General features: G+C 64.4%; 22 protein-coding genes. All 22 read right to left on the bottom strand.

Features of this window, described 5'->3' with window-relative positions; all coding sequences use genetic code 11:
* Positions 1-8: 8 nt before the first annotated feature.
* The gene (locus B0E46_RS09950; protein ID WP_077555626.1) at positions 9-1,517 is read right to left on the bottom strand and encodes an NADH-quinone oxidoreductase subunit M; all 1,509 of its coding nucleotides are present in this window, start codon (positions 1,515-1,517) and stop codon (positions 9-11) included.
* Between the two features lie 15 nt (positions 1,518-1,532).
* Positions 1,533-3,608: an NADH-quinone oxidoreductase subunit L gene (nuoL, locus tag B0E46_RS09945; protein ID WP_077555625.1), complete on the bottom strand. Its 2,076-nt coding sequence runs from the start codon at positions 3,606-3,608 to the stop codon at positions 1,533-1,535.
* Between the two features lie 4 nt (positions 3,609-3,612).
* Complete coding sequence (gene nuoK, locus B0E46_RS09940) at positions 3,613-3,918, bottom strand: NADH-quinone oxidoreductase subunit NuoK (RefSeq protein ID WP_072760924.1); 306 nt, start codon at positions 3,916-3,918, stop codon at positions 3,613-3,615.
* Positions 3,915-4,565: an NADH-quinone oxidoreductase subunit J gene (locus tag B0E46_RS09935; RefSeq protein WP_077555624.1), complete on the bottom strand. Its 651-nt coding sequence runs from the start codon at positions 4,563-4,565 to the stop codon at positions 3,915-3,917. Before B0E46_RS09935 ends, nuoK begins: the two co-directional genes overlap by 4 nt.
* Positions 4,566-4,573: 8 nt before the next feature.
* Positions 4,574-5,065, bottom strand: a complete 492-nt coding sequence (gene nuoI, locus B0E46_RS09930; RefSeq protein ID WP_077443807.1) for an NADH-quinone oxidoreductase subunit NuoI — start codon at positions 5,063-5,065, stop codon at positions 4,574-4,576.
* An 8-nt stretch (positions 5,066-5,073) separates the two neighbouring features.
* Positions 5,074-6,102: an NADH-quinone oxidoreductase subunit NuoH gene (gene nuoH, locus B0E46_RS09925; RefSeq protein WP_077555623.1), complete on the bottom strand. Its 1,029-nt coding sequence runs from the start codon at positions 6,100-6,102 to the stop codon at positions 5,074-5,076.
* A 5-nt stretch (positions 6,103-6,107) separates the two neighbouring features.
* Entirely contained in the window at positions 6,108-8,435 is a 2,328-nt protein-coding gene (gene nuoG / locus B0E46_RS09920) for an NADH-quinone oxidoreductase subunit NuoG (RefSeq protein ID WP_077555622.1), read from the bottom strand.
* Positions 8,432-9,757, bottom strand: a complete 1,326-nt coding sequence (nuoF, locus tag B0E46_RS09915) for an NADH-quinone oxidoreductase subunit NuoF (protein WP_077555621.1) — start codon at positions 9,755-9,757, stop codon at positions 8,432-8,434. The genes nuoG and nuoF overlap by 4 nt, the downstream gene beginning before the upstream one ends.
* Positions 9,757-10,284 carry an NADH-quinone oxidoreductase subunit NuoE gene (gene nuoE, locus B0E46_RS09910; protein WP_077441841.1) on the bottom strand — a complete coding sequence of 176 codons (528 nt, stop codon included), beginning with the start codon at positions 10,282-10,284 and terminating at the stop codon, positions 9,757-9,759. Before nuoE ends, nuoF begins: the two co-directional genes overlap by 1 nt.
* A 21-nt stretch (positions 10,285-10,305) precedes the next feature.
* Positions 10,306-11,559, bottom strand: a complete 1,254-nt coding sequence (locus B0E46_RS09905; protein WP_077555620.1) for an NADH-quinone oxidoreductase subunit D — start codon at positions 11,557-11,559, stop codon at positions 10,306-10,308.
* 2 nt (positions 11,560-11,561) lie between these two features.
* Positions 11,562-12,290 (bottom strand): NADH-quinone oxidoreductase subunit C, encoded by a 729-nt coding sequence (locus tag B0E46_RS09900; protein WP_077555619.1) that lies wholly within the window; start codon positions 12,288-12,290, stop codon positions 11,562-11,564.
* A gap of 9 nt (positions 12,291-12,299) precedes the next feature.
* On the bottom strand, positions 12,300-12,857 hold the full coding sequence (locus tag B0E46_RS09895; protein WP_077555618.1) for an NADH-quinone oxidoreductase subunit B: 558 nt from the start codon (positions 12,855-12,857) through the stop codon (positions 12,300-12,302).
* The gene (ndhC, locus tag B0E46_RS09890; RefSeq protein ID WP_077555617.1) at positions 12,848-13,204 is read right to left on the bottom strand and encodes an NADH-quinone oxidoreductase subunit A; all 357 of its coding nucleotides are present in this window, start codon (positions 13,202-13,204) and stop codon (positions 12,848-12,850) included. The genes B0E46_RS09895 and ndhC overlap by 10 nt, the downstream gene beginning before the upstream one ends.
* A 272-nt stretch (positions 13,205-13,476) precedes the next feature.
* A complete protein-coding gene (locus B0E46_RS09885) occupies positions 13,477-13,830 on the bottom strand; it encodes a PilZ domain-containing protein (protein WP_077555616.1) in 354 nt (117 codons plus the stop codon).
* A gap of 96 nt (positions 13,831-13,926) precedes the next feature.
* A complete protein-coding gene (locus B0E46_RS09880; RefSeq protein ID WP_254425112.1) occupies positions 13,927-16,806 on the bottom strand; it encodes an EAL domain-containing protein in 2,880 nt (959 codons plus the stop codon).
* 208 nt (positions 16,807-17,014) lie between these two features.
* The gene (locus B0E46_RS09875; RefSeq protein ID WP_077555615.1) at positions 17,015-17,995 is read right to left on the bottom strand and encodes a PIG-L family deacetylase; all 981 of its coding nucleotides are present in this window, start codon (positions 17,993-17,995) and stop codon (positions 17,015-17,017) included.
* A complete protein-coding gene (gene holB / locus B0E46_RS09870; RefSeq protein ID WP_077555614.1) occupies positions 17,986-18,921 on the bottom strand; it encodes a DNA polymerase III subunit delta' in 936 nt (311 codons plus the stop codon). Before holB ends, B0E46_RS09875 begins: the two co-directional genes overlap by 10 nt.
* Positions 18,918-19,571: a dTMP kinase gene (gene tmk / locus B0E46_RS09865; protein WP_174567071.1), complete on the bottom strand. Its 654-nt coding sequence runs from the start codon at positions 19,569-19,571 to the stop codon at positions 18,918-18,920. The genes holB and tmk overlap by 4 nt, the downstream gene beginning before the upstream one ends.
* Positions 19,568-20,599 carry an endolytic transglycosylase MltG gene (gene mltG, locus B0E46_RS09860; RefSeq protein ID WP_077555613.1) on the bottom strand — a complete coding sequence of 344 codons (1,032 nt, stop codon included), beginning with the start codon at positions 20,597-20,599 and terminating at the stop codon, positions 19,568-19,570. Before mltG ends, tmk begins: the two co-directional genes overlap by 4 nt.
* Positions 20,596-21,423: an aminodeoxychorismate lyase gene (pabC, locus tag B0E46_RS09855; protein WP_077555612.1), complete on the bottom strand. Its 828-nt coding sequence runs from the start codon at positions 21,421-21,423 to the stop codon at positions 20,596-20,598. The genes mltG and pabC overlap by 4 nt, the downstream gene beginning before the upstream one ends.
* Complete coding sequence (locus B0E46_RS09850) at positions 21,423-22,769, bottom strand: aminodeoxychorismate synthase component I (protein ID WP_077555611.1); 1,347 nt, start codon at positions 22,767-22,769, stop codon at positions 21,423-21,425. The genes pabC and B0E46_RS09850 overlap by 1 nt, the downstream gene beginning before the upstream one ends.
* Before the next feature lie 14 nt (positions 22,770-22,783).
* Entirely contained in the window at positions 22,784-24,022 is a 1,239-nt protein-coding gene (gene fabF, locus B0E46_RS09845) for a beta-ketoacyl-ACP synthase II (RefSeq protein WP_077555610.1), read from the bottom strand.
* Positions 24,023-24,241 lie beyond the last annotated feature (219 nt).

Genomic DNA, 24,241 nt, shown 5'->3' with positions numbered 1-24,241 from the left:
GGTCCCGATCAAATCTTGTGAATGGCAATCTGGTGCACCAGCTGCGACACCGAACTGTCCATCAGATGGACCAGCGGCTGCGGCCAGATGCCCAGCGCCAGTACGGCGGCTGCGAAGGCCACCAGCACAAACGTTTCGCGGCCGTTGATTTCCTTCATCTCGGCCACGTGCGGATTGGTGATGTCGCCCCACAGCACACGCTTGACCAGCCATAGCGTGTAGGCCGCGCCGATGATCAGGGTGAACGCCGCAAAGAGCGCGATCCACGGATTCGCCGCAAAGCTGGCCAGGATCACCATGAACTCGCCGACGAAACCGCTGGTGCCCGGCAGGCCGCAGTTCGCCATCGCGAACAGCACGTAGAAGAAGCCGAACCACGGCATCACGTTGATGACGCCGCCGTAATCCTTGATCGAGCGCGTGTGCATGCGGTCGTACAGCACGCCGATGCAGGTGAACATCGCGCCTGAGACGAAGCCGTGCGAAATCATCTGCACCATCGCGCCCTGCATGCCCAGCTGCGCCATGTCGATGTTGGCCGAGCCACGCACCAGCATGAACGCAATGAAGATGCCCAGGGTGACGAAGCCCATGTGGGCCACCGATGAATACGCCACCAGCTTCTTCATGTCCTCCTGCACCAGCGCCACGTAGCCGATGTAGACCACCGCGATCAGGCTAAGCGCGATCACCACCCAGGCGAAGTGCTCGGAGGCGTCCGGCACGATCGGCAGCGAGAAGCGCAGGAAGCCGTATCCGCCGATCTTCAGCATCACCGCCGCCAGCACCACCGAGCCGCCGGTCGGCGCCTCCACGTGGGCGTCCGGCAACCATGTATGCACCGGCACCATCGGCACCTTGATCGCGAACGCGATCAGGAACGCGAAGAAGATCCAGCTCTGCTCCTTCATCGTCAGCGGCAATGCCGCCAGCGTGGCGAGGTCGAAGGTATGCGCCTTCTGGTACAGGTACAACAGCGCGATCAGCATGAAGACCGAGCCGAAGAACGTGTAGATGAAGAACTTCAGCGTCGCGTATACCCGTCGCGGACCACCCCAGATGCCGATCAGGATGAACATCGGGATCAGGATCGCCTCGAACAGCGCATAGAACAGCAGCGCGTCGGTGGCGCAGAACACGCCGATCAGCAGGCCTTCGAGGATCAGCATCGCGGCCATGTACTGGTGCGGCTTGTCCTGGATCACTTCCCAGGCACCGGCGATCACCAGGATGCCGACGAAGGTGGTCATCAGGATCAGCGCCACCGAGATGCCGTCGACCGCCAGCCCGTAATGGACGCCCCACGAGGCGATCCACAGATAGCTTTCGGTCAGCTGCATGCCGCCGGTATCGGGGTTGTACTGCACCAGCAGGAACAGGCTGACCGCGAAGGTCAGCACGGCCACCAGCAGCGACAACCAGCGCGCCAGATTGGGCCGGGCGGAGCCGGCAAGCAGTACCGGGATGGCGCCGGCGACGGGGAGCCAGATCAGCAGGCTGAGCAAGTGATTGAACATGTGTGCTTGCTTCCCTTATTGCCCGACCAGGCCGGAACCGATCGGCCCAGAACCAAAGAACCAGTACCCACCCAGCAGCAGGATCAGGCCAAGAATCATCGCGAAGGCGTAGTGATAGAGATAACCCGACTGCAGACGGCGTGTCATGGCAGCGATCCGGTGAACGAGGCTCACCGAGCCGTTGACCATGGTGTCGTCGATCACTGCCGTGTCACCTGCCTTCCAGAACAGGCGGCCAAGCTTGAGGCCGCCGCGCGCGAAGACCGCGAAGTAGACGTCGTCGACCCAGTACTTGCGGTCGAGCACGGTCCACAACGGCTTCAACGCCGACTTGATCTTGCCGGCCATGGCCGGGTTGAACAGGTAGATGTAGGTCTGGATCACGAAAGCGAGCAGCACCAGTCCGAACGGACCGACCGGGTTGAACCCGTGCAGCGCCATCGATACCGCGCCATGGAATTCGCCTGCGAGCTCGCCAAGCACATTGTTGGCTTCATCGACGTGGATCGCCTGACCAAACCAACCTCCGAACAGCATCGGCCCGACCGTGAAGAAACCGACCAGCAGCGACGGGATCGCCAGCAGCACCAGCGGCAGCGTCACCACCCACGGCGATTCCTTCGGCGCATGCTCCAGCACGCCCGGCTCGTGGTGGCCATGGTCGTCATGATGATCTTCATGCGCATCGTGATGCGCATGACCATGGTGCGCGACCACGGTGAAGCGCTCCTTGCCATGGAACGTCAGGTACATCTGGCGGAAGGTGTAAAGCGACGTCACCAGCGCACCGGCCATCACGCAGAAATAAGCGTAGCCCGAACCCCAGCGATGCGATTCGCCGACCGCCTCGATGATCGCGTCCTTCGAATAGAAGCCCGAGAAGAACGGCACGCCGCAGAGCGCCAGCGAACCGATCCACATGGTGATCCAGGTGATCGGCATGTACTTGCGCAGACCGCCCATGTAACGCATGTCCTGCTCGTGGTGCATCGCGATGATCACCGAGCCGGCGCCGAGGAACAGCAGCGCCTTGAAGAACGCATGGGTCATCAGGTGGTACACCGCGCCGCTGTAGGCCGATACGCCGAGCGCCACCGTCATGTAGCCGAGCTGCGACAGCGTGGAATACGCCACCACGCGCTTGATGTCGTTCTGCACGATGCCAATCAGGCCGGTGAACAGCGCCGTGGTGGCGCCGATCACCATCACGAAGCTGAGCGCGCTCTGCGACAGCTCGAACAGCGGCGACATGCGCGCCACCATAAAGATGCCGGCGGTCACCATCGTGGCCGCATGGATCAGCGCGGAGATCGGGGTCGGGCCTTCCATCGAGTCGGGCAGCCACACGTGCAGCGGCACCTGCGCCGACTTGCCCATCGCACCGATGAACAGGCAGATGCAGATCACCGTCGCGGCATCCCACTGCGTGCCCGCGGTGATCTGCAGGGTCTTGCCGACCAGCGACGGCGCCGAGCCGAACACCGTGGCGTAATCCAGCGTGCCGAGGAAATACAGCACCGCCGCGATGCCGAGCAGGAAGCCGAAATCGCCCACGCGGTTGACCAGGAACGCCTTCAGGTTCGCGAAGATCGCGGTCGGCCGCTTGTACCAGAAGCCGATCAGCAGGTACGACACCAGGCCCACCGCTTCCCAGCCGAAGAACAGCTGCATGAAGTTGTTGCTCATGACCAGCATGAACATCGAGAAGGTGAACAGCGAGATGTAGCTGAAGAAGCGCTTGTAGCCGTCGTCGTCGGCCATGTAGCCGATGGTGTACACGTGCACCAGCAGCGACACGAAGCTCACCACCACCAGCATCATCGCGGTCAGGCGGTCGACCAGGAAGCCGACGCTGGCGTTGAAGTGGCCGATCTGGAACCAGGTGTAGATGTTCTGGTTGTACGTCTCGGCGCCGCCCAGGGTGAGCTGGTACAGCACGTAGAACGACAATGCGCAGGAGATCGCTACGCCGAGGATGGTGACCGTATGCGATCCGGCGCGGCCGAGGAACTTGCCCAGGAAGCCGGCCAGCACGCAACCGACCAGCGGCGCCAGCGCGATCGTCAGCAGAATGGATGTCGAAAGACCCATGTGATCAGCCCTTCATGCTGTCGATGTCGGCGATATTGATCGTGCTGCGGTTGCGGAACAGCAGCACCAGGATCGCCAGGCCGATGGCAGCTTCTGCCGCGGCCACGGTGAGGATGAAGAACACGAACACCTGCCCTGACACGTCGCCGAGGAAGCGCGAGAACGCCACGAAGTTCATGTTCACCGCAAGCAGCATCAGCTCGATCGACATCAGCAGCACGATCACGTTCTTGCGGTTGATGAACAGGCCGGCGACGGCGATGCAGAACAGCACCGCGCCGAGCACGATGTAGTGCGAGAGCGTGATCATGACTTGGACTCCTGCGGCGGGGCCGGCGTTTCGTCGACGGGACGCTCGGCCGCCATCTTCACGATGCGGACGCGGTCACGCGGGTTGACCTTGACCTGCTGGCTGGCCGACTCGTAACGCGCATCGCCGCGCTGGCGCAGGGTCAGCGCCACCGCCGCCACCACGCCCACGGTGAGGATCAGTGCGGCGACCTCGAACGGCAGCAGGTATTGCGTGTACAACGCACGACCAAGCCATGCCGTATTGGAGGTTCCCGCCACGGCGGCCGGGTCCGCGCCCATGACCTGCAGGTGCATCGCGCGCACGCCGATCAGGCCGAGCATCTCCGCCAGCATCGCCGCTGCCACGATCAGGCCGACCGGCAGGAACTTCACGAAGCCCTCGCGCAACTTCTCCTGGTCGAGGTCAAGCATCATCACCACGAACAGGAACAGCACCATCACCGCGCCGACATAGACCACGATCAGCGCCAGCGCCAGGAACTCGGCATCCAGCAGCATCCACAGGCAGGCGGCACTGAAGAACGTCAGCACCAGCGCCAGCACCGCATGCACGGTGTTCTTCAGCGTGATCACCGACAACGCGGCGGCCACGGTGACGAAGCCGAAGGCGTAGAAACAGATGAGTTGCAACAGTTGGGGATTCATCGTTGGCCTCAGCGGTACGCCGCGTCTTGCGCACGGTCGGCGGCAATCTGCTGCTCGAAGCGGTCGCCGATGGCCAGCAGCTGCTGCTTGGTCACCACGTTCTCGCCGCGATGCTCGAAGTGATACTCGTGGATGCTGGTCTCGACGATCGAATCGACCGGGCAGCTCTCTTCGCAGAAGCCGCAGAAGATGCACTTGAACAGGTCGATGTCGTAGCGCGTGGTACGGCGCTGGCCGTCGCTCTCGCGCGGTGCCGAGTCGATCGTGATCGCCAGCGCCGGGCACACCGCCTCGCACAGCTTGCACGCGATGCAGCGTTCCTCGCCGTTCGCATAGCGGCGCAGCGCATGCAGGCCGCGGAAGCGGTTCGACTTCGGGATGTGCTCCATCGGATAGCGCACGGTGTACTTCGGCTTGAACATGTAACGCAGGGTCAGGCCCATGCCCTGGAACAGCTCGACCAGCAGCAGGCTCTTGAAATAATGGGTAATGCGGGACATGGCTTTCTTCAGACCCCCGTGCCGATGCTGACCAGGCCGTAGTACTTCATGCAGCCGGCCACGAGAACCCACACGATGGCGATGGGGATGAACACCTTCCAGCCCAGCCGCATGATCTGGTCATAGCGGTAGCGCGGAAAGGTGGCGCGGAACCACAGGAACAGGAAGGCGAACAGGAACGCCTTGATGAACAGCCAGATGAAGCCGCCCTGGCCGATGAAGCCCCACGTATCGGGGAATGGCGACAGCCAGCCGCCCATGAACAGGATCGCGGCCAGGAAGCTGACCAGGATCATGTTGGCGTATTCGGCCAGGAAGAAGATCGCGAAGGCCGAACCGGAGTACTCCACGTGGAAACCGGCGACGATTTCCGACTCGCCCTCGGCCACGTCGAACGGCGCGCGGTTGGTCTCGGCCACGCCGGAGATGAAATAGATCACGAACACCGGCAGCAGCGGCAGCCAGAACCAGCCGAACAGGCCCTTGTGGCCCGCCTGTGCGTTGACGATGTCGGTGAGGTTCAACGAACCGGCCAGCACCAGCACGCAGACCAGGCACAGACCCATCGCCAGTTCATACGAGATCACCTGCGCGGCCGAACGCATCGCACCGAGCAGTGCGTAGCGCGAGTTGGAGGCCCAGCCGGCCAGGATGATGCCGTACACGCCCATCGAGGTCATCGCCAGCAGGTACAGCACGCCGGCATTCGCGTTGGACAGCACCATCTTGCTGCTGAACGGCACCACCGCCCATGCCGCCAGCGCCGGGATCAGCGCCAGCAACGGCGCCAGGTAATACAGCGCCCGGTTCGCCTTGGTCGGCAGGATCACTTCCTTGATCAGCAGCTTGACCACGTCGGCGAACGCCTGCAGCAGGCCGAACGGACCGATCTTGTTCGGCCCCATGCGCACGTGCATCCAGCCGATGACCTTGCGCTCCCAGTACACGAACATCGCCACCGCGATGATCAGCGGCAACACGATGGCCACGATGTACAGCACCGGGATCAGGAGCTGATGGATAAGTTGATCAGCCATGATGCTTATGCCTTGCTCAAGGTGATGGCCGCGCCATACGGCGGCAGCGTGGCGGTGAGATCCTGGGCAGCCTCGATCCATGCCGCGCCATCCGGTACGGCCACATCGACGACCAGCGGCAACTGCACGTCGCCGATGCGCACCTGCGCACCATCGGCCAGACCGAGCCGCTGTGCCTCAGCCGCATTCAGGCGCACCGCCGGGGCGCGATTGAGCGGATGTGCATTCAACGCGGTGGCACGACGCAACACCGCATCGCCACGATAGATCGGCCAGGTGGCGAGACGGGTCAGGCCGGCGGCGACTGCACGTGCGGCCAGACCGCTGCGCGGCACCACGGCACGTTCGTTGATGCCATCACGCAGGCCGGCCAGGTCGTCGAACTCGAAACCGGCCAACTTCAGCACACCACCCAGCGCACGCAACACCTTCCAGCCCGGACGGGCCTGACCGGGTGCCGTGGCACCGGCGCTGACGCCCTGCGCCAGACCATCGACATTGACCAGGGTCGCGTCGATTTCCGGCAGCAGCGCGATCGGCAGGATCACGTCGGCCACTTCGCGCAACACGGCGCTGGCGTAGGCGCTGAACGCCACCACCTGCTCCGCACTGCGCAATGCCTTCAGGGCTGCCGCGCCATCGGCGAAATCGTGCGGCGGCTCGACGCCATACAGCACGTAGCTCTTGCGCGGCTGCGCCAGCATCGCCTGCGCGTCGAGTCCGCCATTACCCGGCAGCACGCCGAGTTTGGCCAGACCGATGGCATTCGCACCGACCGGCAGTTCGTTGTAGCCGGCGCCGGTAGCGTCGGCGATGAAGCGGGCCAGCGCACGCAGCCACGAAGCCTGCGGGTGGGTGACCGCGGCTTCGCCGAGAATCACTACCGCACTGCCCGACTTCAGCGCAGCGATGGCATCGCTGTCGCCCTGATCGCCAGTCGCGGCGTCGATCGCATCGACCAGCGGCGCCGGTGCCGTCGCGCCGGCGGCCACGGCCGCCTTGGCCAGCGCCAATAGCGCATCGACCAACACCTGTGGCGCGACGATCGACTCACCGGCCACGCTGTAATTGAAATCGAAGCTGGCCGGGTTGACCGTGTAGACCTTGGCGCCCTTCTTCACCGCCTGATGCAGGCGATGGTTGAGCAGCGGCATTTCGTGACGCAGATCGGAGCCGACCAGCAACGCAGCCTTGACCTGCGCGACGTCGTTAACCGGCAACGCGAAACTGCTGGCCACGGCATTGTCGGCAAAGTCGAGCTGACGCAGACGGTGATCGACGTGTGCGCTGCCCAGACCACGAGCCAGACGCATCAGCAGATCGCCCTCCTCGTTCGAGCTGGCCGGATGCACCAGGATGCCCAGCTCGCTGCCAGGCGCCTTCTTCAGCGCCTCACCGGCAAACTGCAGCGCATCTTCCCAGGTGGTCGTCTGCCACTGGCCATTGCGCTTCACTTCCGGTGCATGGAGTCGGTCGGCTGCGTACAGGCCCTGGTGACTGTAGCGGTCGCGATCGGACAGCCAGCATTCGTTGATCGTCTCGTTGTCGCGCGGGACCGTGCGCAGCACGTCGCCGCGGCGCGTATGCAGCCACAGGTTGGAGCCGAGCGCGTCGTGATAGGCGATCGACGGCTTGGCGATCAGCTCCCAGGCACGCGCCTGGAACTGGAACGGTTTGTTGGTCAGCGCGCCGACCGGGCAGACGTCGACGATATTGCCCGACAGCTCCGTCTCGAGCGTCTTGCCGATATAGGTGCCGATCTGCAGGTTCTCGCCGCGGCTCATTCCGCCCAGTTCGTAGGTGCCGGCAATCTCGCTGGTGAAGCGCACGCAGCGCGTGCACTGGATGCAGCGGGTCATCTCGGTGGCGACCAGCGGCCCGAGGTTCTCGTCGGCGATGGTGCGCTTGCGCTCGGTGTAGCGCGACACGCTGCGGCCGTAGCCGAGCGCCACGTCCTGCAGCTCGCACTCGCCGCCCTGATCGCAGATCGGGCAGTCGAGCGGATGGTTGATCAGCAGGAACTCCATCACGTCTTTCTGGAACTTCAGCGCCTTGTCCGAGCGCGTCGTCACCTTCATGCCTTCCGCTACTGGAGTAGCACACGCCGGCTGCGGCTTGGGCATCAGCTTGCCGCCCATCTCCACGTCGACCAGGCACATGCGGCAGTTCGCGGCGATCGGCAGCTTGCGGTGATAGCAGAAACGCGGGATCGCGACGCCGATCGCGTCGGCCGCCTCGATGATCATCGCGCCCTTGCGGATCTGCGTGGGCTTGCCGTCGACCTCGATGTTGATCAGGTCGGGCGCGGTGTTATTGCTGGGCTGCGCACTCATGCGGCAACTCCCTGGTTGGCTTCGGCCAGCTGGTCATCAACCATCGAGCGCCCGTGCTGCACGAAATATTCGAATTCATTCCAGAAACGCGCGAGGAAACCCTGCACCGGCCACGCCGCGGCTTCGCCGAATGCGCAGATGGTGTGGCCCTCGATCTGCCCGGCAATCGCCTTCAGGCGATGCAGGTCGTCCTGGGTGCCCTTGCCTTCCACGATGCGCGTCAGCACGCGATACATCCAGCCGGTGCCTTCGCGGCACGGCGTGCACTGACCACAGGACTCGGCCATGTAGAAGCGCGAGATGCGATGGCAGACCTTGACCATGCAAGTGGTGTCGTCCATCACGATCACGGCGCCGGAACCAAGACCCGAACCCGCCTTCTGCAGGCAGTCGTAGTCCATCGTGCTCTCGAGCATGATGTCGGCCGGCAGCACCTTCATCGAGGAACCACCGGGAATCACTGCCTTCAGCTTGTGGCCGTTGCGCACGCCGCCGGCCATTTCCAGCAAGTCCTTGAACGACGTGCCGAGACGGATCTCGAAGTTGCCCGGGTTATTGACATGACCGGACACCGAGAAGATCTTCGGGCCGCCATTGTTCGGCTTACCCAAGTTGAGGAACCAGTCGGCGCCGTTGCGCAGGATCGCCGGTACCGAGGCATAGGTCTCGGTGTTGTTGATCGTCGTCGGCTTGCCGTACAGGCCGAAGTTGGCCGGGAACGGCGGCTTGAAGCGCGGCTGGCCCTTCTTGCCTTCCAGCGACTCCATCAACGCGGTTTCCTCACCGCAGATGTAAGCACCCGCGCCGAGCGCGTTGTGGATGTCCACGTCCAACCCGGTGCCCTGGATGTTCTTGCCGAGCAAGCCGGCGGCGTAAGCCTCCTTCAGTGCCGCTTCGAGATGCTCGAACGGCTCGTGATGGAATTCGCCACGCAGGTAGTTGTAGGCCACGGTCGAACCGGTGCAGTAGCACGCGATCGCCAGACCTTCGATCACCGCATGCGGGTTGTAGCGCAGGATGTCGCGATCCTTCGCCGTGCCCGGCTCGGATTCGTCCGAGTTGCACAGGATGTACTTCTGCATCGTGCCCTTCGGCATGAACGACCACTTCAGCCCGGTCGGGAAACCCGCGCCGCCGCGACCGCGCAGGCTGCTTTTCTTGATTTCCTCGATCAGCGCGGCTGGGTCGGGCTTCTCGGCGAGGATCTTCTTCCACGCCTTGTAGCCATCGACCTGCAGATAGCTGTCCATCGACCACGGCGTGTCGAAATGCAGCGTCGTGTAGACGACCTGGTGTTCCTGCGGGGCGGGTCCGACGGCCATTATTTCAACCCATCCAGAATTTCGTCGAGCTTCTCGGTGGTGAGACGCTCGTGGTAATGCCCATTCACCGTCATCGCCGGCGCGTACACGCAAGCGGCGATGCATTCCTCTTCCTGCTTCAGATAGATGCGGCCGTCCGGCGTGCTCTCGCCGGTCTTGATGCCGAGCTTCTTCTCGCAGTGACGCACCAGCCCTTCGGCGCCGTTGAGCCAGCACGAGATGTTGGTGCAGATCGCCACGTTGTTGCGGCCGACCGGCTTGGTCTCCAGCATCGAGTAGAAGCTGGAAACCTCATACGCCCACACCGCCGGCAGGTCGAGGTACTTGGCGACCGCAGTGATCAGTTCGTCGGTGAGGAAGCCCTGGTTCTGCTCCTGCGCGGCAAACAAAGCCTGGATCAGCGCCGAGCGCTTGCGATCCGGCGGGAACTTGGCCACCCACTCGTCGATGTGATGGCGGGTATGGTCGGTGAGTACGACGAGCGGATCGACGTTCCTGACCTGCTCGAAATGTCCGGTGGCTTTCATGCGTTTCTCCGTCGTGCCGGCTCAGCGATCCACTTCGCCGAACACGAGGTCATAGGTACCGATCATGGCCACCACGTCGGCGAGCATGTGGCCGCGCACGATGGTGTCCATGGATGACAGGTGGGCAAAACCCGGTGCGCGCAGGTGCACGCGGAACGGCTTGTTGGCGCCATCGGAAACCAGATAGCAGCCGAACTCGCCCTTCGGCGCCTCGACCGCGGCATAGGTCTCGCCGGCCGGCACGCAATAGCCCTCGGTGAACAGTTTGAAGTGATGGATCATGGCTTCCATGTCCTCCTTCATCTCGACCCGCGACGGGGGCGCAACCTTGAAGTTCTCGACCATCACCGGGCCGGGATTCGCCTTCAGCCACTTCACGCACTGCTGGATGATCCGGTTCGACTGGCGCATCTCTTCGACGCGGCACAGGTAACGGTCGTAGCAGTCGCCGCCGACGCCGACCGGGATGTCGAAATCCATCTCGGCATACTTCGCGTACGGCTGCTTCTTGCGCAGGTCCCAGGCGACGCCCGAACCGCGCAGCATCACGCCGGTCATGCCCCACTGCTGGGCCAGCTCCGGGCTGATCACGCCGATACCGACGGTGCGCTGCTTCCAGATGCGGTTGTTCGTCAGCAGGTCTTCGTACTCGTCCACCTTCGACGGGAAGTCGCTGGTGAACGCCTCGAGATAATCCAGCATCGAACCTTCGCGCCAGCTGTTCAGGCGCTTGAGGTCGTTGCCCTTGTGCCACGGCGACTCGCGGTACTGCGACATCTGCGCCGGCAGGTCGCGGTAGACACCACCGGGACGGTAATACGTCGCGTGCATGCGCGCGCCCGACACCGCCTCGTACACGTCCATCAGTTCCTCGCGTTCGCGGAACGCATAGAGGAACACCGCCATCGCACCGAGATCGAGTGCGTTCGAGCCGATCCACATCAGGTGGTTCAGGATGCGGGTGATCTCGTCGAACATGGTGCGGATGTACTGCGCACGTTCCGGCGCCTCGATCCCCAGCAGGTTCTCGATCGCCTTCACATAGGCGTGCTCGTTGCACATCATCGAGACGTAGTCGAGCCGGTCCATGTAACCGATCGACTGGTTGAACGGCTTGGACTCGGCCAGCTTCTCGGTGCCACGATGCAGCAGACCCACGTGCGGATCGGCGCGTACGATGGTCTCGCCGTCCATCTCCATGATCAGGCGCAGCACGCCGTGCGCGGCCGGATGCTGGGGACCGAAGTTCATCGTGTAGTTGCGGATTTCCTGCATGCTCAATTCTCCCGCCAGTGGTCGGCGGCTTCGGCCTTGGCCTGCATCAGGTCGGCGTCGTTGCGGATGGTGCGCGGCACCAGCACGCGCGGCTGGATCGACACCGGCTCGTAGATCACCCGCTTCTGCTCGGCGTCGTAACGCACCTCGACATTGCCGATCAGCGGGAAATCCTTGCGGAACGGATGGCCGACGAAACCGTAGTCGGTCAGGATGCGGCGCAGGTCCGGGTGGCCATCGTAGAGGATGCCGTACAGGTCGAACGCCTCGCGCTCGAACCAGTTCACGCCCGGCCATACCGAGGTCAGCGACGGCACCACCGGCATGCTGTCGTCCGCGCAGAACACGCGCAGGCGCAGGCGGCGGTTGTGTTCGATCGACAGCAGGTGGACCACCGAGGCAAAGCGGCGCGGCTCGTTGTCGCCGCGCGGACGCTGGGCCCAGTCGAAGCGACCCATCGCCTGGCCTTCCACGCCACGCGAGAAGCCGGTCCATGAGATATCGGTCGTATCCCACTCGGTCTGGCCGTAACCGAGGTAGTCGACGCCGCACAGGTCGATCAGCTCGCTGAAGCGGAAGCCCGGTTCGTCGCGCAGCGCGGTGGCCACCGCGATCAGGTCGGCAGCGGCCAGCTCGGCGGTGATTTCGTTGCGCTGGGTGCTGACGGTCAGCGTGTCGCCGAATCGCGCAGCGAGGCGTTCGGCCAGCGAGGTCGCAGGTGTGTCGGACATATCAGGGCCTCACGAACGCGCGATGGTGCTGGTGCGGCGGATCTTCTTCTGCAACTGCAGGATGCCGTGGATCAATGCTTCGGCCGTGGGCGGGCAGCCCGGCACATAGATGTCCACCGGCACGATGCGATCGCAGCCGCGCACCACCGAGTAGGAATAGTGGTAATAACCGCCGCCGTTCGCGCAGCTGCCCATCGAGATCACCCATTTCGGCTCGGGCATCTGGTCGTAGACCTTGCGCAGCGCCGGGGCCATCTTGTTGACCAGGGTGCCGGCCACGATCATCACGTCGGACTGGCGCGGGCTGGGACGGAAGATCACGCCGTAGCGGTCCAGATCCAGTCGCGCCGCGCCGGCATGCATCATCTCGACCGCGCAGCAGGCCAAACCGAACGTCATCGGCCACATCGAGCCGGTGCGCGCCCAGTTCATCAGCGCATCGACACTGGTGGTGGCAAAGCCGCGCTGCACCACCGGGTTGTCGCCGGCCGGCCGCAGGATATCGTCGACAAGGTTCAACGGCTGCGGGTTATGCATCACCTTGTCGATGGAGGAGATCACTCCCATTCCAGTGCTCCCTTCTTCCACACGTAGGCAAAACCGATCACCAGCAGCAGCAGGAACAACGCCATCTCGATCAGCGCGACGATGCCGATCTGCTGGAACACCACCGCCCACGGAAACAGGAAGGCGATTTCCAGATCGAAAATGATGAACAGGATGGCGAGCAGGTAATAGCGCACGTCGAAGCGCATGCGTGCGTCCTCGAATGCCTCGAAGCCGCACTCGTAGGGCGCAAGTTTTTCCGCCTCGGGACGGCGCGGGCCAGCCAGCAGGCCGACGGCCAGCAGCACCAGGCCGAGGCCGGTGGCAACGCCGATGAACAACAGAACGGGCCAATATTCGGCAAGCACGATGCAACTTACCTCCGCGCCAACAGGCGCATCAGTGACCGTGGAGCTTGATCCAGCGACTCACGGTCCGGCGACTTCGGTTCGGCAAGGCCGTGAGGCCATGGGCTGCTCAGCCACGCATGCAGGCATGAAGCCGCAGACGTCCGATGTTCCGCGAGATGAGTTCGCGAATCTCGCCATTGTATCAGCGCGCATGGGTACAACGACAAGCCTTGACGGCCGATGCCATGCGGATTATCGCCACGGATTGCGATGATGACGCGATAGCGTCCTTACATGGTGTGAGTGGGACGCTCGGAGTTCAGCGTGCCGGCAAGAATATTCTCGATGCGGCTGCGTGCGGCCTCGGCATCGCTCGACTCGTTGAAGTGGATGCCGATGCCTGCGGTGCGGTTGCCCTGTGCGCCCAGCGGACTGATCCAGACCACCTTGCCAACCACCGACAGCCGCTCGGTCTCCTCGGCCAGGGTCACCAGTAGCACCACCTCGTCGCCCAGTGAATAGGCCTGCGCGGTCGGCGCGAACAGGCCACCATGCTTGAGGAACGGCATGTACGCGTTGTACAGCGACGCCGCATCCTTGATTTTCAGTGAAATGATGCCCTGACGGGCAGCCATGGGTTTCATGCTGGACTCCTGCCAGGCGATCCTGCCGCCCGGTCGATGACACTGATCTTAGACGCTGCGACCGGCCGGCACCACCGCGGCGACACAGCCACGACATTACCCATTATCGGATTGACTGGACAGCAGCGACTGCCGCTCGTTCACGAGTCGACCCCACGAAGCCGGTGGCACCCAGCCGGCAACCCAGGCCGGCACTGCGTCGGCCCTCATCGGCCGTGAAATCGAAAAACCCTGCAGCTGGTGGCAACCCAGCGAGGCGAGCAGATCACCCTGCTCCGCCGTCTCGACCCCTTCGGCGATCACCGTCTTGGCCAACATGCGCGCGGTGGTGATGACGCCGGCCGCAATCGCCATGTTGCGCTCGTCGCTGAGGATGTTGCGCACGAAGCTCTGGTCCAGCTTGATGTGCTCGATATCCAGTTTCTGGATATGGCTGAGCGACGCGCTGCCCGTGCCGAAATCGTCGAGGCCGACGCGGATGCCGCGACGCCGGCATTCCTCGATCACGGTTTTCGCGTGGGAATGATCCATCGATGGGCCGGTCTCGGTCACCTCGATGCCGAAACCCACATCCATCACGTCAGGATACGTGTCGAGCACGGCATCGATGTCGCTGAAGAACGCCGGATGCAGCAAATGGCGCGTACTGATGTTGATCGACACCGGAATCGAGATGCCCTCACGCATCCAGGCCTGACAGCGCCGCAATGCCTCGTCCAGCACGTAGCGACCGATCGGCCTGGCCAGCTGAGGGTCGTCCAGCACATGCATGAAGTTGGCAGGTTCGATCAACCCCTGTTCGTTGTCGTTCAAGCGCAACAGGGCTTCCATCCCAGCCACGCCGTGCAACCCCGGCAAGCCATCGATGAACACGATCGGCTGAAACAGCAACACCAGGCGCGATTGCTGCAGCGCCTGCGCGATCCGTTCGCGCATCGCCTGCAGGCGTAGTTGCTCCAGCTCCATCACGGGCTCGTACAGCGAGCCCCGGTCCTTGCCTTCCTCCTTCGCCGCATACATCGCCAGATCGGCGTGCCGCACCAGTCCTTCGGCATCGGACCCATCCAGCGGAAACAAGGTCCAGCCGATGCTGGCCGACAGATACAGCTGTTCGCCCATGACGTTGAATGGAGCACGCAATGCCTGCAGGATGCAGCGGCTGATCACATCGAGCTGTTCCCGGCTGTCGAGGCCGGAGATCACCAGCGCAAACTCGTCGCCACCGAAGCGGGCCAGCACATCGGCCTCGCGCAGCATGCCCAGGATCCGCGCCGCAGCCTCCGCCAGCACACGATCCCCGCCGCCATGCCCGATCGTGTCATTTACGCTCTTGAAGCGGTCCAGATCGAGCACGCCGACCGCGAGCTGGGACTGCTCTCTGCCGGCCCGTGCCCGCGCCTGCTCCAGCAGCTCGAACAGCAGGCGCCGGTTCGGCAGGCCGGTGACCACATCGTAAAAGGCCAACTGCTCGACCCTGGCCTCGTGCATCTTCTGTTCGGTGATGTCGCGTTGCTGCCACAACCGCCCCTGCGGTACGCCATCAATCCTGATCGGCACGAAGTCGCGCAGGAAAATGCGCCCGCCCCGCATCGAGATTTCCTCGGCCTCGACCGGCTCGCCACGGGCCAGGATCTGCTGGATCCTGGCCCACTCTCGTTCGGGATCCTCATACGCCTGCCTGAGGCGGTCATAGATCGTGGCCGTCGACTGGTTTTCCAGCTCGGCCGGTGTTTCGGGCAGGCCGAACAGGGTGCAGAAAGCCTCATTGGCAAACTTCACCCGATTGTCTTCGGAAATCACCAGAATGCCGGTGTACTGGTTCGACAGGATGGTACGGAAATGCAACAGGTTGAGCCGCAGGTTTTTCTCGGCCTCGACCCGGGCCGTGCGTGCACGCTGCATCTGGATACCCAGACCTAGCTCGACGGTCATTTCCGAGAAGACCTGAACCTCCACGGCATTGAAGGCATCCGCCCCGACCGCGCCAATCACGAACACACCGATGATTGCCCCATCCACCCGCAGCGGCAGTGCCAGCATCGCATGCAGGGCTGCCATGCCCGCTCCCGACGGCCAGTCCATGCGATCCGACGACAGCCGGTGGCGGATATGGGCCTGCCCCGTCGCGATGGCCACCACGGCCGCGTCGTCAACATGCTCGGGGGCACTCAGATCGAGCTGGACATCGGTGCCGATATCGGCATCCAGACCGTCGTGGGCAGCCAACTGCAGAGTGGCGCTGGAGCCCTTCTGCAACAGGCCGATCCACGCCGCCTGATAACCACCGATACGCCTCGCCACACGGCATGCATCGACCAGCAGCACCTGCTCGTCCACGCTGTGCGTGGCCAGCTTGATCATCTCGCTGAGCAATCTCAACGCGCAGCGCTGGCGAGCCTCATCCTGCACCGATTGCAGCAACCGCGTTCGCTGCGCATCCGCCTCCAGCCCCAGCCCGATGCTTGCCGCGACCTGCTGCAGCAACTCGATCATCTGCGGGGAAAAGAAGCTGGCGTGCGATGACCGTATCACCAGCCCGGCACAGACTTCACCAAATTTCAGCACCGGCACGGCAACAACGGATGTGACGCCATGCCGCACGTAAGCCGGGCGGAACATCTCCAGGCCCGGGGTATGCCGGATATCGGCTTCCAGTTGCGGTGCGCCCTGCCAGAACGCCGGTCGCGCCACGGAGAACGACATGCTTTCGGGATAGATATCCGCCATGCCAGAAGCCACCCGTGCCGGCGCTATGCGCCGGAACCGGCCGCTGCCGCGATCCAGCTCGCCCACCATCGCAAAGCGTGCGCCGATCCGGCGTTCAAGGACCTCGATGACGGCCTCGTAAAGCACCGACGGTGCCAGCGAACGGACCAGCAACTGGCCAATTTCGGACAGCGCCGCGTAAAAGCTCTCGCTGGTCGCGACGACCGTTTCCGTATCGACCTGCATCGAGTTCTGATCCGGATTGTGCATTCACGTGACCAGTCAATGGATGGAATCGCCGCTAGTGTCTAGACCTGATGCATGAGCCATCGGCTGAAACGATCGCCGACAAGGGAGCATAGCCTGACACCCGGGCTGGCACGCAGTCATGCCGTGATGATTCGCCATCATTGTCATTGCCCCCCGGCTCCCCTTGTCACCAAGCTAGCCCTGTCAACCGACCTATGCAAGGGCGGCACTATGACAGTGGCAGGTCGCCTGGCAGCTCGCACCAGCCCCAATGGTCGAAAATCCATGGCGATGGCAGGGTGGTGGCCAATCTGGCGAACCATGGCCGCCCTGCCATTCCGCCCGTCGGCGACAACTGATAACCACCATCTGCAAGGTCACGCAGGGGAGCCTTGTGCCAGCTCCAGCTCTGTGCGCCCGCCGAACTGACCAGGCTCAAACGCAACCACGGCCGCAATAATACGGGTGGCTGCCAGGGCAGCACGACAGACGACACGGCCCGCACCGCGAAGTAACGTTCGGCTCGCATGGCGAGCCGACGCATGCGCCGGCCGCTCAAAGCCATCTGGCTGGCATGCTCGGCCAGCGCCGCCTGCTTTTTCACCACCTGCCGGCGCGAACCTTCCAACTCGATGAAACCGGCATGTCCGGCTTGACCATGCACCAGATAGGTCAACAGCTGCGGGGCAGCCGACCGGCTCGCCAACGCCAGCCGCACCAGCACATGTGCCGCACCATGATCAGGGTGCCCGTCGGCGATCGATGGCAATGCGATCAGGTTGGGCCCGAACCGGTCGATCGCCGCGGCCAGCAGCGATACCGCCATGCTTTCAGGCTGCAACAGGCAGGCATTGAGTCCCATGTCCGGCCAACCCATGCATTCCAATGCCGACGCAGGCAGATCAAGCTTTTGCATTGCATGCCGCATTTCCTCCCGGCGGCGATCTCCCCAGCGCCGCCTGTCCGCGTCGCGGATCCACACCCGCTGCTCCAGCCAGCGTTGTGGCCACGGATTGTTGTCGCCCGCAGTCAACAGCAGGATTCGAACTTTGCCGCCAGCCGCCCGTACCTGCTGGATCAGCAGGCCGGTGGCGATGGTCTCGTCATCCGGATGGGGGGCCACCACCAACAATCGGGTCTGCGTGGAAAACACCGGCAGACCGGGCGCCGCCGCAGGCCGTATGCTGGCGGCAGTGCCCGTCAACGCCACTGCGCCAGCAGCTCCAGCAGCAGCAGGTCCCCACGCAACGGGCCACGCAGGCCCTCACGAGTGCGATTGAGGGCGTCATACCAGTGTCCCAGCGCCTCGACGTCCATCGCGCTGGCCAACGGTCCAACGCGACCGGCCGCGCGGGCCTTGATTTCATCAGCCGTGGCCTGGGCGGCAAACCACAATCGCTGCGCCGGCTCGCTGTCCAGCCAGCGCCTGATCACTTCCGTCGCCTGTCCGCGACCGGCCGCCAGCGCGGCCAGATCCTTGCGCACTTCCAGCCGTCGTTCCAGCGCGCCTTGTTGTGCCCATAGGGCTGCCTGACCGGGATTGCCGCTGGCTGCGGTGAGCGCTGCCGCCGCATCCCGCACGCCTTCGGCCTGCAACCACGCCAGGGCGTCGGCGGCGGCCGGCAACTGAAACTCGATCCGCTGACAGCGGCTGCGGATGGTTTGCGGCATCCGCCACGGCGCATCGGCCAGCAGGACCAGCATGGTCTGTTCGGATGGCTCCTCCAGCGTCTTCAGCAAGGCGTTGGCAGCCGCGGTATTCATCGCGTCGGCCGGGTCGATCATGGCCACCTGCCAACCGCCGAACTGGCTGCGCATGGCCAGCCGCGCCGACAGCTCGCGGATCTGTTCGACCACGATCTCGCTGCGCTGCACGCCATCCTTGCGCAGGCCGAAACTCAGAGCGACCAGATCCGGGTGCGAGCCAGCCGCCAGCAGCAGGCAGCTGCGGCAACCGCCGCAGGCCTCGCCTTCGATCGGCCGCTCGCACAGCAAACCCTGCACGAAGCGTTGCGCGAACGCGCGCTTGCCGAGACCTGCCGGACCGCAAAGCAACAGCGCATGCGGCAGCGCGTCGCGCTGGCGGCGCGCCTGCAGTCGCAGCCAGTGCTCCGCATGCCAGGGCATGCTGTTCATGCGGCCGCCTCGAACAGATGAGCCATCGCAGCGACCGCCACCTGCAGTACATCAGACGGTGACTGGCTGGCATCGATCATGCGGAAACGATCCGGTTCGGCAGCCGCACGAAGGCGGTACGTGGCGCGCACGCGTTCGAAGAAGCTGTCCGCTTCGATCTCGATGCGATCGGCATCGCCGCGACCGGCCGCGCGGGCGCGACCGGTCGCCACCGGCAGATCGAGCAACAACGTCAGGTCCGGCCTGATGCCGGCACAGGCCCAATGCTCAAGCTCGGCAATGCGCGACTCCGGCTGACCGCGGCCGCCGCCCTGATAGGCGTAACTGGCATCGGCAAACCGGTCGCACAGCACCCATCGCCCTGCGCTCAACGCGGGCTCGATCACTTCGCGCACCAGTTGCGCGCGCGAGGCAAACATCAGCAGCAATTCGGTCTCGGCGGCCAGCTCGTGTTGTGCCGGATCGAGCACGATGGCGCGCACGGCTTCACCGACCCGGGTGCCACCCGGCTCACGCGTCTGCACCAGGGCGATGCCGTGCTGTTCGATGCATGCGCGCAACCCGGCCAGCAAGGTGCTCTTGCCGGCACCCTCGCCGCCTTCGAGGCTGACGAATTTTCCGCGCGCGGCGTCGATGGATGATGCGCTCATTGGCAATGCTTCCGCTGGTAACAGTCGACGTTGCGATTGTGTTCCTCCAGCGTGCTGGAAAACGCATGGGCGCCGTCGCCGCGTGCGACGAAGTAGAGCTCGCTGCCCGGCGCCGGGTGCAGGGCCGCCAGCAGCGCCGGCTTGCCGGGTAGCGCGATCGGCGTGGGCGGCAGGCCAGGCCGGGTATAGGTGTTGTACGGCGTGTCGGTGCTGAGGTCGCTCTTGTGGATGTTGCCGGTGTAGTTCGCACCCATGCCGTAGATCACGCTGGGGTCGGTCTGCAGCAGCATGTGACTCTCCAGGCGCCGCACGAACACACCGGCGATCCGCGCCCGCTCATCGGCACGACCGGTTTCCTTTTCCACGATCGAGGCCAGGATCAGCGCGTCGTACGGCGTGGCCAAAGGCAAATCCTTGTCGCGCCCGGGCCACAGCGCATCCAGCGTCTTGACCATGTCCATATGCGCGCGTTTCAGGATGTCCAGATCACTGTCGCCTTTCACATAGGCATAGGTCTCCGGCAGGAAGCGCCCTTCCGGCGCCTCGCCGGGCGCGCCGATCTTCTGCATGATCGCTGCATCGTCCAGGCTGGCACTGTCGTGATCGAGCTTGTCAGCCTTGGCCAGCGCCTGGCGCAGATCGGCGAAGGTCCAGCCGTCGACGATGGTGAACAGACGCTGCAATACCTTGCCGGACGCCATGTTGGCGAGCAGCTGGCGCGGCGTGGTGCCAACGGCCAGCGCGTACTCGCCGGCGTGCAGTTTGCCGGCCACGCGCATCTGCTCGGCCAGCAGTCGCCAGTACAGCTGGTTCGCCGTGCTCAGCTGGCGCTGGTTCAGTTCGCCGACGATGTTCCTGAAGCTGGTGCCGCGACCGATGTCGATGCTGTCGCCCCGCGTGGTCACCTGCAACGGCGTGTTGCTGAAACGGTTGAAGTCGTTCCAGCCATACAGCAGCGCACCGGCGATCGCCAGCAGCACGAGCAGCATCCATGGCCATGCGCGTCCGCGCATCGGTTGGTGACTCATCCGTCCTGCTCCATCGAAAAACCGAGATTGTGCCAGTGCCGTTGCAGCTGGCGCGTGAGTGCGCCCGGTGCATACGAGCGCTCACCCAGTGAATGTACCGGCAGGATGCCGCGCACGCCCGAACTGAGAAATATCTCGCTCGCGCCAAGCAAGGCATCCAGCATCAGTTCACCGACCTGCGCCTGCGGGCACGCCGCCAGCACTTCGGCGCGAGCCACGCCAGCCACGCCGCAGCGGTCCAGCGCCGGTGTCAACAGCACGCCGTCGACCACCGCAAACAGGTTGGCCATGGTCGCCGAAATCACGCGGCCATGGCTATCGCGGAGCACGCCCTCGGCGATCGCCGAATCGTCCCATTCGGCGCGCGCCAGCACCTGTTCCAGCCGGTTCAGATGTTTCATGCCGGCCAGCAGCGGCTGCTCGGCCAGACGGAGATCGCAGACACGCATGCGCACACCGTGCACATACGCCGAATCCGCGACCTGCGGCGGTGCGAAGGCTGCCACCACACGCGTCGGTTGCGGCGCCATCGGCAACGCGTAACCACGTTCGCCGACACCACGGGTCACGGTGACGCGTACCACCGCTTGCGGCAGGCCACGGGTGACTGCCAATGCCTCTCGCCACAGTTCCACCGGATCAGGCGCCGGTATCCGCAGGCGTTCGCAGCTTTCGCCCAGCCGTTGCATGTGGCGGGACCACAGCGGCGCCACGGCGTCGACGAAACGGATGCTCTCGAACAGGCCATCCCCATAGCTCAGACCCCGATCCAGTGCATGCACCCGGTCGGCTGCTGCGCCGTTGATCAACATCCGCGCCATCATCAGCCTGGCACTCCCAACGCACGCAGCAGGCCACGGGCCTTGGCGCGGGTTTCATCCAGCTCCAGCGCAGCCACCGAATCGGCAACGATGCCGGCTCCGGCACGCAAGCAGACTTCATCGCCGGCCAGGGTCAGGGTGCGGATCAGGATGTTCAAGTCGAGGTCACCGTTGCGATCGAGATAGCCCAGCGCACCCGTATAGGCACCACGCGGCGCATCTTCCAGGGCGGCGATGATTTCCATGCAGCGCACCTTGGGACAGCCGGTGATGGTGCCACCGGGAAACGTGGCGGCGATCAGTTCACCGGGCGTCACTTCGGCACGCAGATGGCCCCTTACATTGGAGACAATGTGGTGAACGTGGGCGTAACTCTCCACCGCCATCAGCTCGTCGACCTCGACCGTACCGGGTATGCAGACGCGACCGAGGTCGTTGCGCTCCAGGTCGATCAGCATCACATGTTCGGCACGCTCCTTCGGGTGCGCGCTCAATTCGCGGATGCGTGCCAGCTCGTCATCGCCGGGCAGCCTGGGCCGCGTGCCGGCGATCGGCCGGGTCTGCGCCACGCCACGGCGCACCTCGACCAGCCGCTCCGGCGAGGAACTCACCACGGCCCACCCTGGCTGCTGCAACAAGCCGGCAAACGGCGCCGGGTTGGCCTGGCGCAGCACGTCATGCAACGCTGCTGGCGTAGGCGCCCGCGCATAACGCGCGCGCCACGCCCGCGACAGGTTTACCTGGAAAATATCGCCGGCGTACAAGTGCTCGTGGATGCGGGTCACGCCGTCGAGGAAGCGCTGCGGCGCATCCTCACCCCAGGCGACGAGCTCCGGCAGTGATGGGATCGGCGGTGCGGCAGCGAGATCCGACTCCAGCGCATCGAGCAGTTCCTCATGACCGGCCTCGGCCAGCAGGATCGTGCAGTCGCGCGCGTGATCGACGATCAGCGCCGCCGGGCAGCGCATGGCCAGTGCCACCGGCAATGCCGACGGCGGCCGCAGCTTCAGCCTCGGCTCGATCTCGCCAGCCAGTTCGTATGCGAGCAGCAGGACCCAGCCGCCATGGAATGGCAGCTCGTCGTCATCTGGCGGCAATCGCTCGGCTTGCCAGGCTGCGTCCAGTGCATCGAGGAAGCGCCCTGCACGTGCGTTGCCCGCGCCATCACAAAGCCGACCGTCCGCATGCAGCGTGAGCCGGTCGCCCGGAAACGCGAACAGGATGTCGTAACGCGACTGCGCGGTCCCGCGCACCGCGCTTTCCAGCAGGCACGGATAGCGCTGCGGAAACGAAGCGGCCGGCGCGAGCAAATCGCGCCGGCCGGCCAGGGTGCGCCGATGGCAGGTCACGCCTGATCGATCAGTCAAACGCGACGGAATGCCAGCGTGCCGTTGGTGCCGCCAAAACCGAACGAGTTGGAGATCGCCACGTCCAGCTTCGCTTCGCGCGCCGTGTGCGGCACGAAGTCCAGATCGCAGCCTTCGCTAGCCTCATCCAGGTTGATCGTCGGCGGCAGCACCTGGTCGCGCAACGCCAGGATGGTGAAGATCGCCTCGACCCCGCCGGCGGCACCGAGCAGATGGCCGGTGGTCGACTTGGTCGAGCTCATCGCCAGCTTGTAGGCGTGATCGCCGAACACCTTCTTCGCCGCCATCACCTCACCCAGGTCGCCGAGCGGCGTGGAGGTGCCATGCGCGTTGATGTACTGCACGTCGGACGGAGCAAGTTGGGCATCGTTCAACGCGCTCTGCATGCAGCGCGCCGCACCTTCGCCACCCTCGCTCGGTGCGGTCATGTGGAAGGCATCGCCGCTCATGCCGAAGCCCGCCAGTTCGGCGTAGATCCGGGCGCCGCGCGCCTTGGCGTGTTCGTACTCTTCCAGCATCAGCACACCGGCGCCATCGGACAACACGAACCCGTCGCGGTCCTTGTCCCACGGACGGCTGGCCCGGGTCGGATCGTCGTTGCGGGTGGACATCGCCTTGGCCGAGCAGAAGCCGGCCATCGCGGTGCCGGTGGTGGCGAACTCGGCGCCGCCGGCGATCATCGCGTCGGCGTCGCCGTACTGGATCATCCGCGCGGCCAGGCCGATGTTGTGGGTCGCCGTGGTGCAGGCCGTGACGCAGGCGATATTCGGCCCCTTCAGGCCGAACATGATCGACAGCTGGCCCGAGACCATGTTGATGATCGAGCTGGGCACGTAGAACGGCGAGACCCGGCGCGGGCCTTTGGCGGCCAGTTCGAGCGTGGTCGCTTCGATCGTGTACAGGCCGCCGATGCCGGCACCGACGGCCACGCCGATGCGAGGTGCGTTCGCCTCGGTCACTTCCAGCCCGGAATCACGCAAGGCCTGGGTACCCGCCGCCACGCCATAGTGGATGAACGGATCCATCTTCTTGACGTCCTTCAGCGGCATCCACTGCGACGGCTCGAAACCGCTGACCTGGCCAGCGATGCGCGTGGAATAAGCGGAAGTGTCGAAATGGGTGACCGGGCCGATCCCGCTGACGCCTTTGAGGACACGCTCCCAGGCGCTGGCGAGTTCGTTGCCGACCGGCGAGATGATGCCCATGCCGGTCACTACCACACGTCGCTTGCTCATGCTGATCTTCCTTCGTGATTCCGTAAACCCGCCGCGGGCAGATGCCTCGCAGCACGGATCGTAGATACGTCACCGGCCTCGGCCGGGACGCATCCTGTCCACCATACGGGGTCGGACGTTACAAAATGCAGAAACGAAAACTGCGCCAAGAAGGCGCAGCATTCGGTATCGCTGTGTAACCGGCTGGCTCGCGGAGTGCAGACCAGTCAGGCGCACAGC

This window comes from Rhodanobacter sp. B04 (assembly GCF_002001125.1).
Lineage (GTDB): Bacteria > Pseudomonadota > Gammaproteobacteria > Xanthomonadales > Rhodanobacteraceae > Rhodanobacter.
This window is presented reverse-complemented; position numbering and strand designations above follow the sequence as displayed.

Excerpts from the sequence above, each read along its gene's own strand:
- B0E46_RS09950 (WP_077555626.1), bottom strand. The coding sequence starts at position 1,517 with ATGTTCAATCACTTGCTCAGCCTGCTGATCTGGCTCCCCGTCGCCGGC.
- nuoL (WP_077555625.1), bottom strand. The coding sequence starts at position 3,608 with ATGGGTCTTTCGACATCCATTCTGCTGACGATCGCGCTGGCGCCGCTG.
- nuoK (WP_072760924.1), bottom strand. The coding sequence starts at position 3,918 with ATGATCACGCTCTCGCACTACATCGTGCTCGGCGCGGTGCTGTTCTGC.
- B0E46_RS09935 (WP_077555624.1), bottom strand. The coding sequence starts at position 4,565 with ATGAATCCCCAACTGTTGCAACTCATCTGTTTCTACGCCTTCGGCTTC.
- nuoI (WP_077443807.1), bottom strand. The coding sequence starts at position 5,065 with ATGTCCCGCATTACCCATTATTTCAAGAGCCTGCTGCTGGTCGAGCTG.
- nuoH (WP_077555623.1), bottom strand. The coding sequence starts at position 6,102 with ATGGCTGATCAACTTATCCATCAGCTCCTGATCCCGGTGCTGTACATC.
- nuoG (WP_077555622.1), bottom strand. The coding sequence starts at position 8,435 with ATGAGTGCGCAGCCCAGCAATAACACCGCGCCCGACCTGATCAACATC.
- nuoF (WP_077555621.1), bottom strand. The coding sequence starts at position 9,757 with ATGGCCGTCGGACCCGCCCCGCAGGAACACCAGGTCGTCTACACGACG.
- nuoE (WP_077441841.1), bottom strand. The coding sequence starts at position 10,284 with ATGAAAGCCACCGGACATTTCGAGCAGGTCAGGAACGTCGATCCGCTC.
- B0E46_RS09905 (WP_077555620.1), bottom strand. The coding sequence starts at position 11,559 with ATGCAGGAAATCCGCAACTACACGATGAACTTCGGTCCCCAGCATCCG.
- B0E46_RS09900 (WP_077555619.1), bottom strand. The coding sequence starts at position 12,290 with ATGTCCGACACACCTGCGACCTCGCTGGCCGAACGCCTCGCTGCGCGA.
- B0E46_RS09895 (WP_077555618.1), bottom strand. The coding sequence starts at position 12,857 with ATGGGAGTGATCTCCTCCATCGACAAGGTGATGCATAACCCGCAGCCG.
- B0E46_RS09885 (WP_077555616.1), bottom strand. The coding sequence starts at position 13,830 with ATGAAACCCATGGCTGCCCGTCAGGGCATCATTTCACTGAAAATCAAG.
- B0E46_RS09880 (WP_254425112.1), bottom strand. The coding sequence starts at position 16,806 with ATGCACAATCCGGATCAGAACTCGATGCAGGTCGATACGGAAACGGTC.
- holB (WP_077555614.1), bottom strand. The coding sequence starts at position 18,921 with ATGAACAGCATGCCCTGGCATGCGGAGCACTGGCTGCGACTGCAGGCG.
- tmk (WP_174567071.1), bottom strand. The coding sequence starts at position 19,571 with ATGAGCGCATCATCCATCGACGCCGCGCGCGGAAAATTCGTCAGCCTC.
- mltG (WP_077555613.1), bottom strand. The coding sequence starts at position 20,599 with ATGAGTCACCAACCGATGCGCGGACGCGCATGGCCATGGATGCTGCTC.
- pabC (WP_077555612.1), bottom strand. The coding sequence starts at position 21,423 with ATGATGGCGCGGATGTTGATCAACGGCGCAGCAGCCGACCGGGTGCAT.
- fabF (WP_077555610.1), bottom strand. The coding sequence starts at position 24,022 with ATGAGCAAGCGACGTGTGGTAGTGACCGGCATGGGCATCATCTCGCCG.